Below are 20,223 nucleotides of genomic sequence, written 5' to 3'. Positions count from 1 at the left end.
TTTATTGTTTTCTCCTTGGATATAACACTTAGATTATAAGTTATCCACATTGTTTTAATGTGGATAAATTATAAATTTCATAAAAATTAGTCTAAAATGGGGAGAACTTTATTTAAAAATACCCTTTTTTACTAATTAAAATTGAGTTATCCACATACAAAAATTATTAGAAAGTTATTAAAAGTTACACAAAATTGCAATATTACTTAAAAAAACCATATGTTTTAAGTTATAATCTTAAATGAAGTTTTGTTTAAAAAAAGGAGGTAATTTTATGAAAAGAACTTGACAGCCAAGTAAAATCAAGCATGCTAGAACTCATGGTTTTAGAGCTAGAATGGCAACTAAAAATGGTAGAAAAGTTATTAAAGCAAGAAGAGCTAAAGGTAGAGCTAAACTTACTGCTTAGTAATTGATATGAAGAATATAAATATAATTAAAAAAAATCACGAATTTCAAAATATTATTGGATCAAAAAGATTTATTAAATCAAAAGGATTAGTGATTTATTTTAAAAAAAATACTTTAAAAAGATTTAGATATGGCATATCTGTGGGGAAAAAAATGGGTAATGCTGTATTGAGAAATAAAATCAAGAGACAAATGAGATCTATGATTTTTGAATTATTAATTGAGCAAAATAATAAGGATGTTGATGTTGTTTTAATAGCAAGAGGATTATTTCTGAAAAAAAGTTATGAGGACAATTTAAACGAACTTAGAAAGTCTCTATTATTAATAAAATAAAGAGAGGTGAATATCTTGTATAAACAGGACTATTCTAAATACCTAAATAATAACAATTCAAATAAGAAAAAGGGCCCAAAAGACTATTTAAAATTAACTTGGGTTTGAGTAAAATTGATATTATTTGTATTTATTATTGTTTCAATGCTTTGAGGTTGTGTACAAATGTATCAACCTGAATATACTGTTAATACAGTAACTGATATGGCTGGGAATAAAATATATTCACCAGGAGTATCTTTTGAAATTATTATTAAATCTTTGGGAGATTGAAGTTCAAAAACCCATTGATTTCAAATAAATAATAATGGTGAATTAGTTGAATATGCATTTAATCCAATATCAAATTGAGGTCAAGCATTTTATGTTACTTCATCACCATTTTATGGATTCTTCGTTTATCCACTTGCTTGAATCTTGGTAGCATTTATTAGTTTATTTTCTACTCATGGAGCAAATGGATTAGATCCACAATCAAGCACATATGGTGTTTCAGCTTTATTTGCAATACTAATTACATCAATACTAATTAGAGGTATTACACTTGCATTTACGTGAAAAACTCAATTAAATCAAGAAAAAATGCAAGGTTTACAAGCTAAACAAGCTGAAATTCAAGAGAAATATAAAAATTCCTCAGATCCAAGTGCAAAACAAAAACAACAAATGGAATTAATGTCTTTATACAAAAAAGAAGGTATTAGTCCAATGAGTTCAATTGCAACTTCATTCTTATCTATGCCATTCTTATTTGCTATGTTCTCTGTTGTAAGAGCAACTCATGCACTTAAAGTAGCAACAATAGGAGAAATTACATTAGTTGAGGTTCCTTTTGAACAAATTAAACAAGGGAATTGAATATATCTAACCTTAATAGTGGTATATCTACCATTACAAATTGGATCAATGATGCTTCCAATGATACTCCAAATGTTTAAAAAGAAACCAAAATTGGAATCTGAACAACAGAAAAAAGCAAAAAGAAAACAATTAATAATGCAAATAGTATTTATGGTTGTATTCCTATTCGTTGTATTTAATATTGCTTCGGGAGTAGCCATATATTGAATTTTCTCTTCAACTTTCCAAATTATTCAAACATTGAGTTTCCATTTCTTAAAAGAAACTCGACCTGCAAGAATTAAGAAAAAGAGAGAAAAACAAATCTTAAAAAACAAAACATTAGCTGCTAAAGTTTCAAATGAAGCTAAAAATAAAAAATAATAAAATTAATCACTTCTTAATAAGTAAAAAGCCAAAAACTAATTTAGTATTTTGCAATAACTCGAATGAAGTGATTTTATTTATCTCAACTAAGGAAAGACTTGATATTTTACATTTTTTAAATGAGCAGTTAAAAAAGATGTGTGAAATAAGTTTGATTTCTATCTTTCATATGAAATTTAAAAATAGAAATGTAATAGCTTATAAATCAAAGTTAAATTTAAATGAAAAATTAAAGAAAAATATAATTATTTTTATAAAATCAATATTTCTTATTAAATGAAATATGAAAATTGAATTTGATTTAATTGATTTTAATATAGCAAATATAAATAAAGTTAATTTTACATTAAATGAACTCCATAAAAAAATTAGTGAAGTTCTTAAAACAAAGCAAGAAGTACTTTTACCACCTTATCCAAAAAAACTTAGAAAAGATATAAATTATGTATTAAGAAAATATAATAATATCAAAGTTAAAACAATTGGAAGCATTGGAGATAGAAAAGTTAAATTAATATACAAACCAGAAAAATAAAATTCTGGTTTTCTTTTGTTATAATCAAGATTGGGAAGATGATATATATGAAAATAAACTTAAATGACACAATTGTTGCTTGTTCAACAAAAATTGCAAGACAAGCAATATCAATAATAAGATTATCTGGAGAACAAGCATTAGAAATAACTAATAAAATTATTTCTAAAAAATTGGAAAATAATAATAAAATGCAAATAAGAAAAATTTATGATGGTAATGATATTATTGACGAGTCTTTAATATTAACTTTTGTAAATGGTAAATCGTTTACAGGAGAAAACATTGTTGAAATTCACTGTCATGGAGGAATTTTATTAACTAAAAAAATAATTTCTTTACTAATTTCATATGGTGCAAGACCAGCACTCCCAGGAGAGTTTTCCCAAAGAGCGTATTTAAATGGAAAGATAAATTTAATTCAAGCCGAATCAATAAATAATTTAATTGATTCAAAAAATGAATTAGCACTTAAAATTAGTGCAATGAATCTAGAAGGAAAAAATAATAGAGCATTGCAAGAAATGAAAATAAAACTAATTGATATTATTTCAAAAATTCAAACCTCAATTGATTATCCAGATTATGATGATGTTGAAGGATCAAGTGCTGAAGAAATTAAAACAGATTTACAAATTTTAAAAAATGATACTTTAAAAATTCTTGAGGTTAGTAAAAGATTTAATATTTTAAATCATGGGATTAATACATTAATTTTAGGGGAAACAAATGTTGGTAAATCTTCATTATTAAATTCTCTAATTTCTGAAGAAAAAGCTATAGTAACAGATTTTGAAGGAACTACAAGAGATATAGTAGAAGGACAATTAAATTTTGATAACTTTACTTTAAATTTAATTGATACTGCAGGAATTAGAAATACTAATGATAAGGTTGAACAAATTGGTATTGAAAAGAGTATATCTCTAATTGAAAGTTCAAATCTTATTTTATTTGTAATAAATAAGAGTAAAATTAATTATGAATTATATGAAAAAATAAAAAATAAAAAACATATAGTTGTTTTAAATAAAGCAGAGTTATTAAATATGAATGAAATCGAAGATATTAAAGGAAAATTTAATAATATTGTTGCTGTTTCTGCACTAAATTCAGATATAAAAAATCTTATTCAATGAATAGAGAATGAATTTGATAATGGTGATCTTTTAGAGATTGAGGTTCCTATATTATCAAACTCATTTCATATTGAAATGTTTAAAAACATTTTAAAATTATTAAGTAATTCTGAGGAAAATATAAATCAAGGTTTTACAACAGATTTAATAAATGTTGATTTATATGAAATATTAAAAATAATAAATAATTTATTAGGAATTTATGATGCAGATGAAGAAGTTATTGACAATATATTTAGAAAATATTGCTTAGGAAAGTAGGGAAAAAATGGCTGGAATATTTGATACACATACACATTTTAATGATGAAGTATATAAAGAAAATGATTTTGAAGTATCAGAAATGATAAAGGAAGCTAAAGTTAATGGAGTTACACATTTTTGTTGTGTAGGTTTTGATATAAAATCTTCAAAAGAGGCTTGCAAATATGCTTTAAAATATCCAAATGTCTATGCAGCAGTTGGTATTCACCCAAATGATGTAACTAAATTTACTAAAGGGGATTTAGAAGAAATAGATGTAATGGCAAATAGTGATAATGTTGTTGCAATTGGTGAAGTTGGATTGGATTATTATTATAGTGATGAACATAAAGAAATTCAAAAAGAGTTTTTTATTGAGCAAATTAAGATAGCTCAGAAAAATGACCTTGCAGTTATGATGCACTTAAGAGATAAAGATGGGTCAGAAAGTGCTTATTTAGATGCTCTAGAAATATTAGATAATTTAAATGTTAAAAGAGCAATTGTTCATTGTTATACAAGAGGAATTGAATTGGCAAAAAAATTTGTTAAAAGAGGTTATTTAATTTCTATACCTGGAGTAGTAACTTTTAAAAACGCTACTTCTTTACAAGAAACAGTTGAAAAATTATCCTTAAATGAAATAATTGTTGAAACTGATGCACCATATCTAACTCCTGAACCGAAAAGAGGCAAGTTAAATATGTCAAAGAATATTGCATTTACAATTGAAAAAATAGCAAATATTAAGAAGCTAAATAAGACTGATGTTATAGAAGCAACAACTAATAATGCTTTAAAGGTATTTAAGTTAGCATAAAAAAAATGGTTTAATTAAACCATTTTTTTATTTTATAAGTATGAACTTTGACTTCCTTTTTTAACATTTTTAGCATTTTTCCCGTAGTAACCGTTTTCTATTCTATTATTAACGATTTTTTGGAATACTTTTGCACCTTCAATAACTCCTGTTAAAGGGTTAGGTGAAATATGACAAGGAACAGAGAATATACCATTAAAGTATTCTTTAATTCCTCTAATTTGTGATCCACCACCACATATTGTAAATCCGTTTGAGATAATATCTCCAGCTAATTCAGGAGGTGTATTTTCCATTAATTCAATTAATAAGTCAGTAATTCTACTAAATGCATTTACTAATACATTTCTAATTTCTTCTGAACTAATAATTGCCTCTTTTGGTAATCCAGAAACTATATCTCTACCAAATACAGACATTGTTCTTTCACCTTTATATTTTGCTAATGAACCAAGTTCTTTTTTAACATCCTCAGCACTTCTGTCACCAATTGTAACATTGTATTCTGATCTAATGTATTTTTTGATTTCATCATCTAGTGCATTTCCAGCAACTTTAATTGATCTTGAGATAACAACATCACCAGCTGAAATAATAGCTATATCAGTAGTTCCTCCTCCGATATCAATAACAATGTTTCCTCTAGGAACATCAATGTTAATTCCAGCTCCTAAAGCTGCCATTTTTACTTCTTCTTCAACAATAACGATTTCAGCTCCCATGTCATAAGCAACTTGTTTTAAAGCTTCTCTTTCTAATTCAGTTACTTCACTTGGACAAGCCAATAAAATAATTGAATTTTTTCAGTCATTTAGCATTTTTAATTTACCAAATACGTGTTTTAACATGTCTTTTGCTGCATCTAAATCTGTAATAACACCATCTTTAATTGGTACTACCATTCTAATATTTTCATGTGTTTTACCAATCATGTTGTATGCATCTCCACCAAGCGCAACTAATGAATTTGTCATGTTGTCGTATGCCATAATTGATGGTTCATCATAAACAATACCTTGTCTTCCAACGAAAGCCAAAATATTACTTGTTCCTAAATCTAGGGCTATAAATGTACGTTCATCTATTTTCATAAATACCTCCTGTGCCATAATAAAATATGTAATTTAATTATACCCTTTTTAAATATAGAAAACAAGGGGGTTTATTTTCCTTTTCTTAAAATAAAATCATTTTTAATCTTTTTAAATAATAAATGATTAGGTTTCTTGTTTACTTTTCCTTGTAAAGAAAAGATTCCAATAAACTTATATCCTTCATATTTCGAATTATCTTTGAATTTTGCAAACACTATAATTTCATCATTATTATTTAATTTTTCATATTTTTGTTCTAACATTTTTTGGCTTAATGTATCATTAAATAAAAAGATTTCATTTAAATCATCAGATGGATAAATGGCATATTTTTCTTTTTCTATTATTTGCTTTATTTTTTTAATATGAGCAAAATTTATAAATCAAACTCTTTGATTATTATTAATTCTATAATCAGAACCTTTCAATATATTTTTACCATCATGGGTAAAATACTTATAGATTATTTCAGATATCAGTTCATATGATATATCATCTTTATCAGATAATTTTATTAATTCTTTTTCCATGTGTACCTCATTTAAAAATAAAATAACATATATAAGATATAAAAAATACATTAATGGAAAGAAAAAAATATTTTATTAAAAAAATAGAGATTAGATCTCTATTTTTTTAATGTTTGAAGATAAGTTTCTTGACTTGCGTCATATTCACCTGATTCAACACGTTTTAGTATAATTTTTTCATAAGCTTTTGTTCCTTCAATAACACAGTTAAGAGGATCTGCAGCTATTTTTGTTGGTAATTGGAAAATATCAAAGAAATATTTATCAATATTTCTTACTAATGCTCCACCACCACATAACACCATACCATTTTTCATGATATCTCCAGCTAATTCAGGAGGTGTATTTTCCATTATTTCTATTACTAGATCAGTTATTTTACTAAAAGATCCTAATAAAATATTTCTAACTTCTTCTGAATTAACTGTAACTTCTTTGGGTAATCCAGAAATTATATCTCTTCCATAAATTTGAATTGATCTTTCGTTTGGATATTTAACCAATGACCCAATACTTTTTTTAATATTTTCAGCAGTTTTTGAACCAATTGATATATTGTATTCAGCTCTAACATATTTTAAAATTTCTTCATTAAAAGCATTTCCTGCAACCTTAATTGATCTTGAAATAACAATATCTCCAGCTGAAATAATAGCTATATCAGTTGTTCCTCCTCCAATATCAACAATTAAATGACCCATTGGCATTTCTATGTTAACACCAGCTCCAAGAGCAGACATTTTTACTTCTTCTTCAACAACAACTAAACTTGCTCCCATATCTTTTGCAACCATTTTTAGAGCATCTCTCTCTAATTCAGTTACACCAGATGGACAAGCTAGTACAACAATTGAATTTTTTCAAAAGTTCATCATTTTTAATCTATCAAAAATGTGTTTTAATAAATCTTGTGCAGCATCTAAATCTGCAATAACACCATCTATTAATGGAGTTATAAGTCTTACGTTGTCATTTGTTTTTCCGACCATTTCATAAGCATCTTGTCCAATAGCAATTAACTTATTTGTTCTAACATCATATGCCATCAAACTTGGCTGATTATAAACAATTCCCTGACCTGAAACATAGGCAAGAATGTTGCTAGTTCCAAGATCCAGGGAAATGAATGGTCTATTAAATTGTTTGTACATAATAAACCTCCTTATTTTTTAAAATTTTTAAACTTTATAAAACTAGGAAATAAATTATCTACCCATTATATCGTCATGTAATCTTTGAGTTTTAATAATTTCTCAGATTTCACTTTCGAATTTTTTAGTTCCGTTAATAACGGCTAATAATGGTTGTTCACCAATTTTTGTTGGTAATTGTAATGTATCTGCGAAATATTTGTCGATTCCTCTAATTAGGGCTCCACCACCACAGATTGTAATTCCGTTTCTAAAGATATCTCCAGCTAATTCAGGTGGTGTATCTTCTAAAACTTGAACTGTTAAGTCAATAATTCTTGATACTGGTACTTTTAATACTTCACGTACTTCTTCTGGAGTAATTTCGATTTCTCTTGGTAATCCAGAAACAACGTCACGTCCGTAAACTTTCATACGTCTTTCATCTGGGTATTTTGCTAATGAACCAACATTAACTTTAATTGATTCAGCAGTTTTTGATCCGATTTCTAATCCGTATTGTGAACGAATGAATTTTTGACATTCATCGTTTAAGTAGTTTCCAGCAACTTTAATTGATTTTGATAGAACGATATCTCCTGATGCTAATACAGCTATATCAGTTGTTCCTCCACCCATATCAACTATTAAATTTCCTGTTGGAGCATAAATATTTACTCCACCACCTAAAGCAGCCATTTTTACTTCTTCTTCAACGAATACTTGGTCTGCTCCTAAGTTAACAGCAATCTTTTTAAGAGCTGTTTTTTCTAATTCAGTAATAACTGAAGGACATGCTAATAACATGATTGAATGTTTTAATTGTTTTGTAATTCTTAATTTTGAGAAGATGTATCTCAATTGAGCTTCAGTAGCTCTAATGTCTGTAATAACTCCGTCAACCATTGGTCTTACAACACGAATAGTTTTGTTTCCTTTACCGATCATTTTGTATGCTTCTTCACCTACAGCAATAATTTTATTTTCTTTTATTCTATAAGCTACGATTGATGGTTCGTTATAAACGATACCTTGTCCAGCAATGTATACTAATGTATTTGCTGTACCAAGGTCCATTGAAACGAATGTTGGTTTTTTATTTGCCATACTGTTTTTCTCCTTTTATATTTTTAAATAAGTGAATTATATATTTCTATTTAAACTAGAATATATAATCTGAGATGATTTTAACATAAAAAAAGTGAAGTTGCAATCTCCACTTTATATTGATTTATTTTTCTTTTCCCATTAGACCAGCGTCATATAAATTTTTAAAATGACCATCTGTTGATATTAATTCCTTGAATGTTCCTCTTTGAACAATACCTTTTCCATTTGCACCAAGAACAATAATTTCATCAACATTTTTTATTGTTGATAAACGATGTGCAATTGTAACGCTTGTTCTATTTTTCATAAGCTCATTTAATTTTGCTTGAATTTCTTTTTCAACAATATTATCTAAAGCACTTGTTGCTTCGTCTAAAATTAATAATTGAGGATTTTTTAAAAACATTCTTGCAATAACAAGTCTTTGTTTTTGACCTCCAGATAACATAAATCCTCTTTCACCAAGAATTGTTTTATATCCGTCTGGTCAAGTATTTACTAAATTATCTAATTCAGCTTTTTTAGCAGCTTCAATAACTTCTTCATCAGTTGCTTCAAAACTTCCATATTTTATATTTTCAAAAACATCTCCAAATAATATTTGTGGTTCTTGCTCAACATAACCAATGAATTTTAAATAACTTTGTAGGTTAACATCTTTTAAATCATTGTCATTATTAATTATTATTTTCCCATCAGAAGGATCATAAAGTCTAAGTAATAATTTTGCTATTGTTGATTTACCACTTCCTGTTTCCCCAACGAAAGCATATGATTTTCCATATTCAAATGTAAAGTCAAATTTAGGAAGTATTACTTTTTTAGGTTTTTCAGGATATCTGAATTCTACATCTTTGAATATTATATTTTGCTTTAATGATTCAACTTTTATTCCATCATAGTAGTGTGGATCAAGAATTGAATCTTTTTCTAAAGTAGTTGAAATTCTTGAAGCTGCAATACCAGCTCCAACTAATCCACCAGACATATTCAATAGTGTGAATAGAGGACCAATCATTAGACTTTGAGCTAATGTATAAGCTGCAAAGGTATATTTAAAAAATTCTAATGTTGGTTCTGGATTACTTGATGAACCATAAAATATAACTGCAAATATAGGTGAAGTGAAAGATATTAAGAAGTCTCCTGCAAAGACAACTGTTAATAAACTTGATAATCAACCAGCAAATGGTTTTGATTGATTATAATAATCAACATGTTTTTCTTTAAAATTTTCAGTTTCGTAAGCTTCAGTCCCAGATGCTTTTATTAATCTTATTGATACAACTCTATCAATAACATCACCATTAGTTTTTTCTAATGTTTTTCTTATTTTTTCATATTTTATAACAGCAAATATATAACACAATGCAAATGCCATAAGTATTACAACAAATATACTTAAACCAGCAGTGGCAATTCTTCAATCCAATAAAAAAGTCATTAAGATAGAAACAGTTATTTGTAATAATGAAATTAATACACCTAAAGGTATATTAATTGCCCAATCACCTACAATTTTTGCATCAGATATAACATTTGTAAGTATTTCTCCAATTTTTTTATCTGAGTAGTATGAAATATCTTGTCTAACTAGTTTTTCAAGTATTTTATTTCTAAGATCTATTTCAATTCTTATTGCTAATATATATCCAATATAGTTAATTGAAAATGATGTCATTGTATTCAAGATTAAACAACCTAAAGCAATTAGTAATAAAGTGGGTCAAGTTAAACCTCAATAAGCTGTAAGAAAGACTCCTTTTGTTAATTCAGGTAAAGTTTCTTCTGTTTTTGTTAAATCCATATTTATTTGTTGAGTTATAAGGGGAATCATAATAAAAAGTAGTGCAGTAATAACAGATAGGGGAATCATTAGTATAGATAATCGTCATTCTTTAAAATAATATTTAACAATTATTCTAAAAAATTCCCTATTTTTTGAAATTTTTCTTTTCTTCATTTCAACTACCTCCTTAATTTTTCTCACTCATTAGACCAGCATCATATAAATTTTTGAAATGACCTGGTTTATTTACAAGTTCGTCAAATGTTCCTCTTTGAACAATACCTTTTCCATTTGCACCAAGAACAATAATTTCATCAACATTTTTTATTGTTGATAAACGGTGTGCAATTGTAACACTTGTTCTATTTTTCATAAGTTCATTTAATTTTGCTTGAATTTCTTTTTCAACAATATTATCTAAAGCACTTGTTGCTTCGTCTAGAATTAACAGTTGAGGGTCCTTTAAAAACATTCTTGCAATAACAAGTCTTTGTTTTTGACCTCCAGATAACATAAATCCTCTTTCACCAAGAATTGTTTTATATCCTTCTGGTCAACTTTCAATTAAGTTATGAATTTCAGCTTTTTTGCAAGCTTCGATAACTTCTTCATCAGTTGCTTCAAATTTACCATATTTTACATTTTCAAAAACATCTCCAAATAATATTTGTGGTTCTTGCTCAACATATCCAACATATTTTAGAAATGATGATAGATGTATATCTTTTAAATTTTTATTATGATTTATTATGATTTCTCCATTACTAGGATCATAAAATCTTAATAATAATCTGGCTATTGTTGATTTACCACTTCCTGTTTCTCCAACAAATGCATATGAGGTTCCTTCTTTAAATTCAAAATTAAATTTAGGAAGAATTAATTTTTCTGGTTTTTCAGGGTATCTGAATTCCACATCTTTAAATACTATGTTTCCTTTTAATTCATTAATTTCTATTCCATCATAATAATGTGGGTCCATAATTGATTTGGAATTAAGAGTTTGAGTTACTTGAATTGCTGCAACTCCAGACATAGCTAGACCAAATGAAGAATTTAGTAAAGTGTAAAGTGGACCAATTAATATTGCTTGAGCTAACATGTATGATGCAAAAGTATTTTCAAAGAAATATTTTGCTCTTTCAGGATCATTACCTAATCCATAAAATAATGCAGCAAAAATTGAAGCAGAAAAAGATATTATAAATTCTCCTGCAAAAACAACAGTCAACATTCATGATAGTCCAGAAGCAACTGGTTTTTGCAATTTATAATAACCTTTATGTTCTTCTCGAAATTTATCAGCTTCGTATTGTTCTGTTCCAGTTGTTTTTATTAACCTAACTGTAGCCACTCTATCGGTTACATTACCATTAACTTCTTCAATTTTTAATCTTATTTTTTCATATTTTTTAACAGTATTCATATATGCAAATACAAACATAATTAATATAATTAGAAATACTGTGAATCCTGCACTTGCTATTTTTCAATCAAATATGAAAGTCATAGCTACAGCTATAAAAATTTGAGATATTGATATACCAATAGAAGATGGTATATTAACAGCTCATTCTCCAATAACTTGCGTGTCTGAAACAACTTTTGTTAATAATTCACCAATTTTTTTGTCTGAGTAATATGAAATATCTTGTCTAACTAATTTTTCAAGAATTCTATTTCTTAAATCAACTTCAATCTTTCTACCCATTAAGTAACCAAAGAAGTTAAATAAAAATGTTGCGATTATATCCATTAAAACTACAGCAAGTGCAATATAAATACAAATATTTCAATGTAATCCCCAAAAACCTTTAGGAGGTAATGCATTACTATTTAGGATCTTATTTGCTTCATAAATGATACTCATTGTCATTTGTTGAGTTAACATTGGAATCATAATTCTTGTCAATGCAAAAAGTAAAACCATACTTATAATTAATATAGTTAGTTTTCATTGTTTTAAATAATATCTTCCAACAATTTTAAAAAATTCTGTGTTTTTTGATATTTTTTTTGCCTTCATAAATCTCCTCTAACTTAAAATACAATATAAATATTTATATTCTAATTTTTCAGTCTAAATTTTACCGTTAAACTCCATAAAACCATATATTATCAATATTCTTATATTTGTAAGTAATTTTTTCAATACGATTTTATTTTAACATATTCCAAGTATTAATAATTTCTTTAAAAATAATAAAAAAACTGCTTATATTAAACAGTTTTTTTATTACATATTATCTTTTACATCTATTCCAATTAAATTAAAGGCATTTGATAGTACTTGGTATATTGATTTTACAAGTAATACCTTTTGATTTGAAAGTCTTAAATTTGAATTATCCAAAATTTTTGTTTCAGAGTAGTATGAATGAAATAATTTTGAAAGAGATTGAATATAATCACAAATAACGTTTGGTAATCTAGAACTAGCAGAATACTCTACAATTGAATTAAAACTATCTAATAATATTATTAATTCTTTTTCCTTTTGAGTTTCAAAAATTAAACTTTCATCGATATTAGTATCTAGATTTTCAAAATTATTTATTATTTTATTACATCTTGCAGTTGCATATTGTGCATAATAAACAGGGTTATTTGAATTCTTTTCTAGAGCTAAATCTAAATCAAAATCCATGTGACTTGATGGAGTTTTCGAAACTAACATATATCTAATTGAATCTTTTCCTACCATTTCTAATAAGTCAACTAATCAAACAGCAGTTCCTCTTCTTTTTGACATTTTATATTCTTGGCCATCTTTCATTAATCTAACCATTTGAATCATATCTATATCTACTAAATTAAAGTCATATCCAAGCAATGCCAAACCAGATCTTAATCTTACAATATAACCATGATGGTCTCCACCTCAAAAATTTACATATTTATTGGCTTGTGATCTTTCAATCCTATCACTATGTGATGCAATATCTGGGGTTATATAAGTAAAAGTACCATCAGTTTTTTTCAAAACTCTATCTTTATCATCACCAAATTGAGTTGTCTTTAATCACAATGCATCTTCTTTTTCATAAGTTGCATTTAGCTCTTTATATTTATCAATAATTTTATTAATAGAATTATTTTCATACATTTTCGCTTCACTTGAATAAAAATCAATATTAACATCAAAATCACTTAATTGTTTTTTTATTTCTTTCATAAAAAATTCTATTGATTTACTTCTAAATAGATTATTTACTTCAAAGTCATCTATTTTATTATTAACTATTTGAATATGTTCAAATTTATTTTTGTATTCATCAATAAACATTTGTGCAATTTCTTCATACATATCTCCACCATAAGTTTCGTCTGGTTTAGTAACGTCTAATCCTTGCATTTTTTTGTAATGGTAGAAAAGAGTAGCAGCTGAAATATTTATTTGATTTCCTGCATCATTTGTATAATATTCAGTTTCAACCTCATAACCAGCAAATTTTAAAATTCTTGCAACAGAATCTCCAATTGCTCCATTTCTTGCATGTCCTACATGTAAATAACCTGTTGGATTTGCAGAGACTAGTTCAAGATTATACTTTAAATTTTTATTAGTTGATTTTCCATAATTCTCTTTTTTATTTAATACTTCATTTAATACCTCAAATAAATTTGATTTATTAATTCTAAAATTTATAAATCCTGGTTTGACAAATTCTACATTTTCAAATAGATCATTGCTTTTTACTTCATTAACAATAAGTTCTGCTATTTGAATTGGATTTGAATCATTTAATTTTGAGTTAATTAAGGCAAAGTTTGTTGCAAAATCAGCATCCTGAATTAATTTTGGTCTTTCAACACTTATGGTACCTTTTAATTTTAATTTTTTGACAGCATCTTCAAGAATAATTTTAATTTTATTTACAAGTATATTCATATTTAGCCTCTAAATTCTACATTTATATTTTAATAAAAAAATAAGACTAAGTCCTATTTTTTTATTAATTATTCCATTTCTTCAATTATATCGAAGGTTTTATCTTTATGCATTATTGCACCTTCGATAGTTGAAGTGGAACAGTTTTTTGCAACCGTTACTGGAATTTCAAAAAAGTTTTCAAAAAATAATTTCACTCCAGGAATTTTAGCTAAACCCCCAGTTATAATTAGACCATTTTTAATGATATCTCCAGCTACTTCACTTTGAGTTTCTTCAAGTAAAGAAGTGATTGTAGTTGTTATATTGCCAAACACAGACAATATAATTTTTGATATATCTTTATCTTGTACTTCAATCTCCTTAGGTCTTGAAGAGTTTAAATCATATCCATATGCTTTTGTTTTAAGAGGTTCTTTTGTTTTAATTATGGTACCAACAGCTATTTTTACAGCTTCTGCACTTATATCTCCCAAAAGAATTCCTTCTTTAGATTTTAAATGTTTAATAATTTCTTGATCTATAACTTCACCAGAAGCCTTTGATCATTTGAAATTTATTGTTTCTCCATTATTAACAACACCAACTGTTGTTTTTCCGGCTCCTAAATCTAAACACATAAGAGAATTTGAAGTAAATATATCAAAACCAGCTCCTAGTAAAGCTAATTTAATATCATCTTCTACTATGACATTTGAAGCTCCAATTGATTTTACCGCTTCAATTAATGCCTTTCTTTCTAACAATGGCATGCTTATTGGACATGCTAAAGTTACAACTGAGTTTTTAACTTCATCCTCATATTTACTTAAAACAGTTGAAAGAAATTGTTTTAATAAATTTATATCAGTTAGAACGCCCCTTTTTAGTAAACTTTTGATTTGCATTGCGCCACTCAATTTACCAACAAATTTCTTTGCCTGATCTCCAATAGCAATTACTTTCCTAGTATTGTAATCTTGTGCAATCAAGCTAGCTTCATTAAAAACCATTCCTAATTGCTCAATAAAAATTCTTGTTTTGCTTGTACCTATATCAATTGCAATATGTTTTCTTGATCTTAAACTTACTCTTGCCACTAGACTACCTCACTTTACTATATATCAATAGTTTAAACGCTTTTTTGAAATAATCTACAAAAAAATCCAAAAAACAAAATAAAAAAGGAAGTTTATCTACTTCCTTTTTTATTATTTAATGTTGTATTCTCTTGAATCACGTAATGCAACAACTTCTAATCATTTTTCTGCTTGTTTTTCGTATTCTTTTGTACCTTCAATAACTGTTAGTAATGGATCTTGAGCTCTAGTTACTTTTAATTGGAAAATTGATTCAAAGTAAGTATCAACTCCTCTAATTAAAGCTCCTCCTCCACAAATTGTAATACCATTTCTAATGATATCTCCAGCTAATTCAGCTGGTGTGTTTTCCATAACTTCAACAATTAGGTCTGTAATTTTTGAGAATGGTGCTAATAAAGCGTTTTTCACTTCATCAGGTGAGATAACTACTTCTCTTGGTAAACCAGAGATAACATCACGTCCGAATGCACGGAATGTACGTCCATTATCTATTTTTGTTAATGCACCAATTTCAATTTTGATTTTTTCTGCAGTTTTAATTCCGATTAATACGTTGTATTCAGCACGAATATATTTTCTTATTTCTTCATCTAAGTGATTTCCAGCAACTTTAATTGATCTTGAAATAACAATATCTCCAGCTGAAATAATAGCTATATCTGTTGTTCCTCCACCAATGTCAACAACTAAGTGTCCACTTGCGATATTAATGTTAATTCCAGCTCCGATTGCTGATAATTTAACTTCTTCTTCAACAAGAACATTTCTTGCTCCCATATCTGCAACAACTTGTTTCAATGCACTTCTTTCTAATTCAGTAACTCCTGAAGGGCAGGCAAGAACTACTAATGCATTTTTTAAGATATCTGATAATTTAATACGTGAAAAGATTATTTTAATTAAATCTTTTGCTGCGTCAAGGTCTGCTATAACCCCATCAACTAATGGTACAACCATTCTAATGTCTTCATTTGTTTTTCCGATCATTTCGTATGCTTGTTCACCTGATGCCACAACTGTGTTTGTGTGAATATCGTATGCCATAGTTGAAGGTTCATTATAAATGATACCTTGTCCACCTAGGTAAGCAACTACGTTAGCTGTTCCTAAGTCTAAAGCAACAAATTCTCTTTTACGATCTCATGATGCCATATTTATTTCCTCCTCTATAAGAAAAAACCCTTCGTGTATAATTATACTATATATGTATTTAAAATACTAGCATTGTACACGGGAAGGTATGTTTATGAAAATAAAACAAGTTGTAGTTGTAGAAGGTGTAACAGACACTATCAAACTTAAAAAAATATTTGGAAATGATAATGTGGACACGATTGAAACCAATGGACTTGCTTTATCTAAAAATACATTAAATTTTATTTCGGATGTTAATAATGTACGTGGTGTAATAATACTAACAGATCCAGATGGACCTGGTTTAAAAATTCGTGACACTATTAATACCTATCTTAATTTTAAATGTTTTAATGCATTTATCAATAAAAGAAGAATAATTAATTCAAAAAAAATTGGAATTGCAGAAGCTCAAGAAGAAGATATAAAAGATGCTTTAAATAATTTAATTACATTCGAAACTGAAAATGAAAGTATAACTTGAAAAGAATTCTTGTATAATGATTTTTTTGAATCAGATGCAAGAAAAAAAATTGCTAAAAAATATAATTGAAGTGAAAAAATTAATTCAAAAAGATTATTTAAATGATTAAATTTAATGAATTTGAATGTAGAAGATATTAAAAAAATAATAGGAGAATAAGATGGAATTTGCAAAAAAGAAATTTGGTCAAAATTTTATATCAGATAAAAATTTAATAAAAAAAATTATTGATATATTAGATCAAGATGAAGATCATTTAATAATTGAAATTGGGCCTGGAAGAGGTGCTTTAACTAAAGAACTTGTAAATAGATTTGCAAAAGTGATAGCAATTGAAATTGATAGAGATATGGAGCAAATATTAAATTCAGAAATTAGTTCAAATAAATTTGAACTAATTATGAAAGATTGTCTAGAAGTTAATTTTAAAGAATTATTACAAAATGAAAAATTTAAAAAAGTATCTTTAATTTCAAATACTCCTTATTATATAACGAGTGAAATTATTTTTAGAACATTAAGTATTTCTAAAAATTTGAATAAAGCTATATTTATGGTTCAAAAGGAAGTTGCACAGAGAATTTGTGCCAAAGCAAATGAAAAAAATTACAATAACCTATCTGTAGCAGCTCAACTTTATTCTAATGTTGAATACGAATTTACAGTTAACAAAAATATGTTTAAACCAATTCCAAAAGTTGATTCAGCTATTATTTCTTTAACTTTTAATGAGAATAATTTATCAAAAGTTAAAGATGATATTAAATTTGTAAGCTTTGTAAGAAAATTATTTAATAATAAAAGAAAAACTATTCTTAATAATTTAACAAACATAACAAACAATAAAGAAAAAGCTTTGGATATTTTAAATAAAATAAATATTAATGAAAATCTAAGACCCGAGAATATAAATGTTGAGCAGTTTATAGAAATGTATAATGAGGTAAACTAATGAAATTAAAAAGCTTTGCAAAAGTTAATTTATATTTAAAAGTGAAAAAGAAAAAAGGGATATTACACAAAATAAATTCAGTCTTTACTATTGTTGAAGATTTATATGATGAGATCACAATAGTGGAAAGTAATAAAAGTTTTGATACTATTACTTGTAATATAAAAGAACTTGAAAAAAATAATTTTATTTTTCAAGTTTTAAATATTTTGAGAGAAGAGCATGTAATTACAAAATATTATAAAATTGATATTAAAAAAAATATTCCATTAGGTTCTGGAATGGGTGGAGGAAGTAGTAATGCAGTAACTGTAATAAAATATTTTAGTAACTCTAAAAGAATTTTAAAAAGAGTTGCAAAAGAAATAGGCAGTGATTGCTATTATTTTATAAGTGGTTATCATACAGCAAAAGTAAAAGGTTATGGAGATAAGATCAAAGAAATATCAAGCAACAAAAAGATTTATAAAAGTGATTTAATATTTACAAATATAAATTGTAATACATCTGAAGTTTATAAAAAGTTTGATGATATAAAAGCTTGAAAAAACAAATATGAAAATAACATGTTAGAAATACCAGCAATAAAATTATATCCAAATTTAGCTGATTATAGAGAATATGGCCAAATGACTGGATCTGGCTCAACTTTTATTAAAAAAACTAGTTTACGTATGTAACTAGTTTTTTTAAAGTATATTTTATATGAAAATATATTATTTATAATTTACACTAAATCAGAAAAGTCTAAAGTTCTATTCGCTCAATTTGTAGAAAAATTAATATCGTGAGTTGTTAAAATAACAGTACCTTTAAAACTTTCTATTGCTTCTAATAATGCTTCTTTTGCAAGAACATCAATATGGTTTGTTGGTTCATCAAGTACTAATAAACTACACGGTATCATACTTAGTGCTGCTAATCTAATTCTAGTTTGTTCTCCCCCTGAAAGTTTTTCCATTGGTTGCATCATTAATCCACTCTTAACTCCAAATTGTGCGATTTTAGCTCTTGCTTCAGATTCAGTTATACCCTCAAATCTGTCCATAATGTATTTAATTGGAGTGATTCCTCTAATATCTTCAATTTGTTTAAAGTATGCATATTCAACAGCATTACCAAGTTGAACCTCACCTTTGAAAGCAGGTATTTCTGTAGACATAGTTTTTAAAAAAGTTGTTTTACCAATACCATTTCTTCCACTGATAATACATTTTTCACCTTCTCTTAATTCAAAATTAAGTTCATGTAAAAGTGCTGAATCATATCCAATAATTAAATTTTGAGCTTTAACAATTACATTAGTGCTTGGTCTTTTGTAAGAAAAACTAAACTTTGGTTTAGTTAAATCTCTTCTTTCTTGCATAACATCAATTTTTTCAAGTTGTTTCTGTCTTGATTGTGCAGATTTTGCAGTTGAGGCCCTTGCTTTATTTTTAGCAACATAAGTTTCTAATTTTTTAATTTCTTTTTGTTGTGAAGCAAATGCTTTATCATATTGCTCTTTTTGTATTTCTGCTTCTTCTAAATATTTATCATAATTTCCAACATATCTAGTTAGTTTTAAATTATCAAGTGCATAGATAATCCCACAAGTTTTATTTATAAAATCATTATCATGTGAAACCATTATGAATGCTTTTTCAAATGATTGTAAAAATTTAGCAAGTCATTTTACTTGTTCTAAGTCTAAAAAGTTTGTAGGCTCATCAAGTAATAAAAAGTCATCTCCACTTAATAATAGTTTAGCAAGAATAACCTTTCCTCTTTGTCCACCACTTAATTCACCCATTTTTTTATCAAGTTTATCTAATCCAATACCTAAACCAGTAACTAAGTTTCCAATTCTCTTATCAATTGAATCAAACTCATTTAAATTAAGCGTATCTTGATAACTTAATGCTTTAACCAAATCATCTTCATTATATTCAATTGCCATATCTTCATAAATCTTATTCATCCTTGCTTCTAATTCAAAAAGCTCAGAGAAAGCTCCTTTTAAATATAGATCAACTGTTTCTTCTAAATTAACTTCTTGATGTTGATCTAAGTAACCAATTTTAGTTTTAGGATGAATTTTTAATTCTCCTTTATCAGACAACATTTTTCCAGCAATTATATTTAATAATGTTGTTTTTCCAGCTCCATTTGGACCAATTAAAGCAATATGTTCTCCTCTATTTAATCTGAAATTGGTTCCATCATATAGTTTCTTTCCGCCATTTGCATGTGTTAAATTTTCTAAAAATACTAATCCCATATATGTTCCTCCATAATTTTTACAATAAAAAAAGTCTATTAGACTTAAAAAAAGA

The 20,223-nt window shown here is 26.7% G+C and carries 19 protein-coding genes; 9 read left to right on the top strand and 10 right to left on the bottom strand.

All coding sequences use genetic code 4. From position 1 onward, the window contains the following. Nucleotides 1-274: 274 nt before the first annotated feature. From rpmH to SDIMI_RS04395, 6 genes are read left to right on the top strand one after another with little or no spacing between them, the layout of a single operon-like run. Complete coding sequence (gene rpmH, locus SDIMI_RS04420) at nucleotides 275-409, top strand: 50S ribosomal protein L34 (RefSeq protein WP_020836790.1); 135 nt, start codon at nucleotides 275-277, stop codon at nucleotides 407-409. An 8-nt stretch (nucleotides 410-417) separates the two neighbouring features. After that, complete coding sequence (gene rnpA / locus SDIMI_RS04415) at nucleotides 418-747, top strand: ribonuclease P protein component (RefSeq protein WP_020836789.1); 330 nt, start codon at nucleotides 418-420, stop codon at nucleotides 745-747. Between the two features lie 15 nt (nucleotides 748-762). Next, entirely contained in the window at nucleotides 763-1,971 is a 1,209-nt protein-coding gene (gene yidC / locus SDIMI_RS04410) for a membrane protein insertase YidC (protein ID WP_020836788.1), read from the top strand. Then, on the top strand, nucleotides 1,949-2,509 hold the full coding sequence (locus SDIMI_RS04405; RefSeq protein WP_020836787.1) for a hypothetical protein: 561 nt from the start codon (nucleotides 1,949-1,951) through the stop codon (nucleotides 2,507-2,509). Before yidC ends, SDIMI_RS04405 begins: the two co-directional genes overlap by 23 nt. A 53-nt stretch (nucleotides 2,510-2,562) precedes the next feature. Then, nucleotides 2,563-3,909: a tRNA uridine-5-carboxymethylaminomethyl(34) synthesis GTPase MnmE gene (mnmE, locus tag SDIMI_RS04400; protein ID WP_051132526.1), complete on the top strand. Its 1,347-nt coding sequence runs from the start codon at nucleotides 2,563-2,565 to the stop codon at nucleotides 3,907-3,909. A gap of 7 nt (nucleotides 3,910-3,916) precedes the next feature. Then, the gene (locus SDIMI_RS04395; protein WP_020836785.1) at nucleotides 3,917-4,711 is read left to right on the top strand and encodes a TatD family hydrolase; all 795 of its coding nucleotides are present in this window, start codon (nucleotides 3,917-3,919) and stop codon (nucleotides 4,709-4,711) included. 32 nt (nucleotides 4,712-4,743) lie between these two features. Here the strand turns inward: SDIMI_RS04395 and mreB (SDIMI_RS04390) are convergent, their stop codons facing one another. From mreB (SDIMI_RS04390) to mreB (SDIMI_RS04350), 9 genes are all read right to left on the bottom strand, one after another. Then, nucleotides 4,744-5,802, bottom strand: coding sequence for a rod shape-determining protein (gene mreB, locus SDIMI_RS04390; protein WP_020836784.1), 1,059 nt, complete (start codon nucleotides 5,800-5,802; stop codon nucleotides 4,744-4,746). 71 nt (nucleotides 5,803-5,873) lie between these two features. Beyond that, nucleotides 5,874-6,335: a hypothetical protein gene (locus SDIMI_RS04385; protein WP_020836783.1), complete on the bottom strand. Its 462-nt coding sequence runs from the start codon at nucleotides 6,333-6,335 to the stop codon at nucleotides 5,874-5,876. Nucleotides 6,336-6,433: 98 nt separating this feature from the next. Further along, nucleotides 6,434-7,486, bottom strand: a complete 1,053-nt coding sequence (mreB, locus tag SDIMI_RS04380) for a rod shape-determining protein (protein WP_020836782.1) — start codon at nucleotides 7,484-7,486, stop codon at nucleotides 6,434-6,436. Nucleotides 7,487-7,540: 54 nt separating this feature from the next. Next, nucleotides 7,541-8,572: a rod shape-determining protein gene (gene mreB / locus SDIMI_RS04375; protein WP_020836781.1), complete on the bottom strand. Its 1,032-nt coding sequence runs from the start codon at nucleotides 8,570-8,572 to the stop codon at nucleotides 7,541-7,543. Nucleotides 8,573-8,696: 124 nt separating this feature from the next. Continuing rightward, nucleotides 8,697-10,538: an ABC transporter ATP-binding protein gene (locus tag SDIMI_RS04370; RefSeq protein WP_020836780.1), complete on the bottom strand. Its 1,842-nt coding sequence runs from the start codon at nucleotides 10,536-10,538 to the stop codon at nucleotides 8,697-8,699. Nucleotides 10,539-10,551: 13 nt separating this feature from the next. Beyond that, nucleotides 10,552-12,390 carry an ABC transporter ATP-binding protein gene (locus SDIMI_RS04365; RefSeq protein WP_020836779.1) on the bottom strand — a complete coding sequence of 613 codons (1,839 nt, stop codon included), beginning with the start codon at nucleotides 12,388-12,390 and terminating at the stop codon, nucleotides 10,552-10,554. Nucleotides 12,391-12,600: 210 nt separating this feature from the next. After that, the gene (argS, locus tag SDIMI_RS04360; protein ID WP_020836778.1) at nucleotides 12,601-14,256 is read right to left on the bottom strand and encodes an arginine--tRNA ligase; all 1,656 of its coding nucleotides are present in this window, start codon (nucleotides 14,254-14,256) and stop codon (nucleotides 12,601-12,603) included. A gap of 68 nt (nucleotides 14,257-14,324) precedes the next feature. Then, nucleotides 14,325-15,335: a rod shape-determining protein gene (locus tag SDIMI_RS04355; RefSeq protein WP_020836777.1), complete on the bottom strand. Its 1,011-nt coding sequence runs from the start codon at nucleotides 15,333-15,335 to the stop codon at nucleotides 14,325-14,327. Between the two features lie 111 nt (nucleotides 15,336-15,446). Further along, nucleotides 15,447-16,490: a rod shape-determining protein gene (mreB, locus tag SDIMI_RS04350; protein WP_020836776.1), complete on the bottom strand. Its 1,044-nt coding sequence runs from the start codon at nucleotides 16,488-16,490 to the stop codon at nucleotides 15,447-15,449. An 88-nt stretch (nucleotides 16,491-16,578) separates the two neighbouring features. On the opposite strand from mreB (SDIMI_RS04350), the gene rnmV reads away from it, so the two are divergent. Genes rnmV through SDIMI_RS04335 form a run of 3 tightly spaced genes read left to right on the top strand, consistent with a single transcriptional unit; the run spans nucleotide 16,579 to nucleotide 18,588 of the window. Then, nucleotides 16,579-17,115, top strand: coding sequence for a ribonuclease M5 (gene rnmV / locus SDIMI_RS04345; RefSeq protein WP_041618330.1), 537 nt, complete (start codon nucleotides 16,579-16,581; stop codon nucleotides 17,113-17,115). A gap of 1 nt (nucleotide 17,116) precedes the next feature. Further along, entirely contained in the window at nucleotides 17,117-17,908 is a 792-nt protein-coding gene (rsmA, locus tag SDIMI_RS04340) for a 16S rRNA (adenine(1518)-N(6)/adenine(1519)-N(6))-dimethyltransferase RsmA (protein ID WP_020836774.1), read from the top strand. Beyond that, entirely contained in the window at nucleotides 17,908-18,588 is a 681-nt protein-coding gene (locus SDIMI_RS04335) for a GHMP family kinase ATP-binding protein (RefSeq protein ID WP_020836773.1), read from the top strand. The genes rsmA and SDIMI_RS04335 overlap by 1 nt, the downstream gene beginning before the upstream one ends. A gap of 47 nt (nucleotides 18,589-18,635) precedes the next feature. Here SDIMI_RS04335 and SDIMI_RS04330 read toward each other — a convergent pair whose 3' ends face one another. Continuing rightward, nucleotides 18,636-20,168, bottom strand: a complete 1,533-nt coding sequence (locus SDIMI_RS04330; RefSeq protein ID WP_020836772.1) for an ABC-F family ATP-binding cassette domain-containing protein — start codon at nucleotides 20,166-20,168, stop codon at nucleotides 18,636-18,638. Nucleotides 20,169-20,223 lie beyond the last annotated feature (55 nt).

It is taken from the genome of Spiroplasma diminutum CUAS-1 (genome assembly GCF_000439455.1).
GTDB lineage: Bacteria > Bacillota_I > Bacilli_A > Mycoplasmatales > Mycoplasmataceae > Spiroplasma_A > Spiroplasma_A diminutum.
The sequence above is the reverse complement of the archived record's forward strand: the minus strand, read 5'-3'. Positions and strand labels throughout refer to the sequence as shown.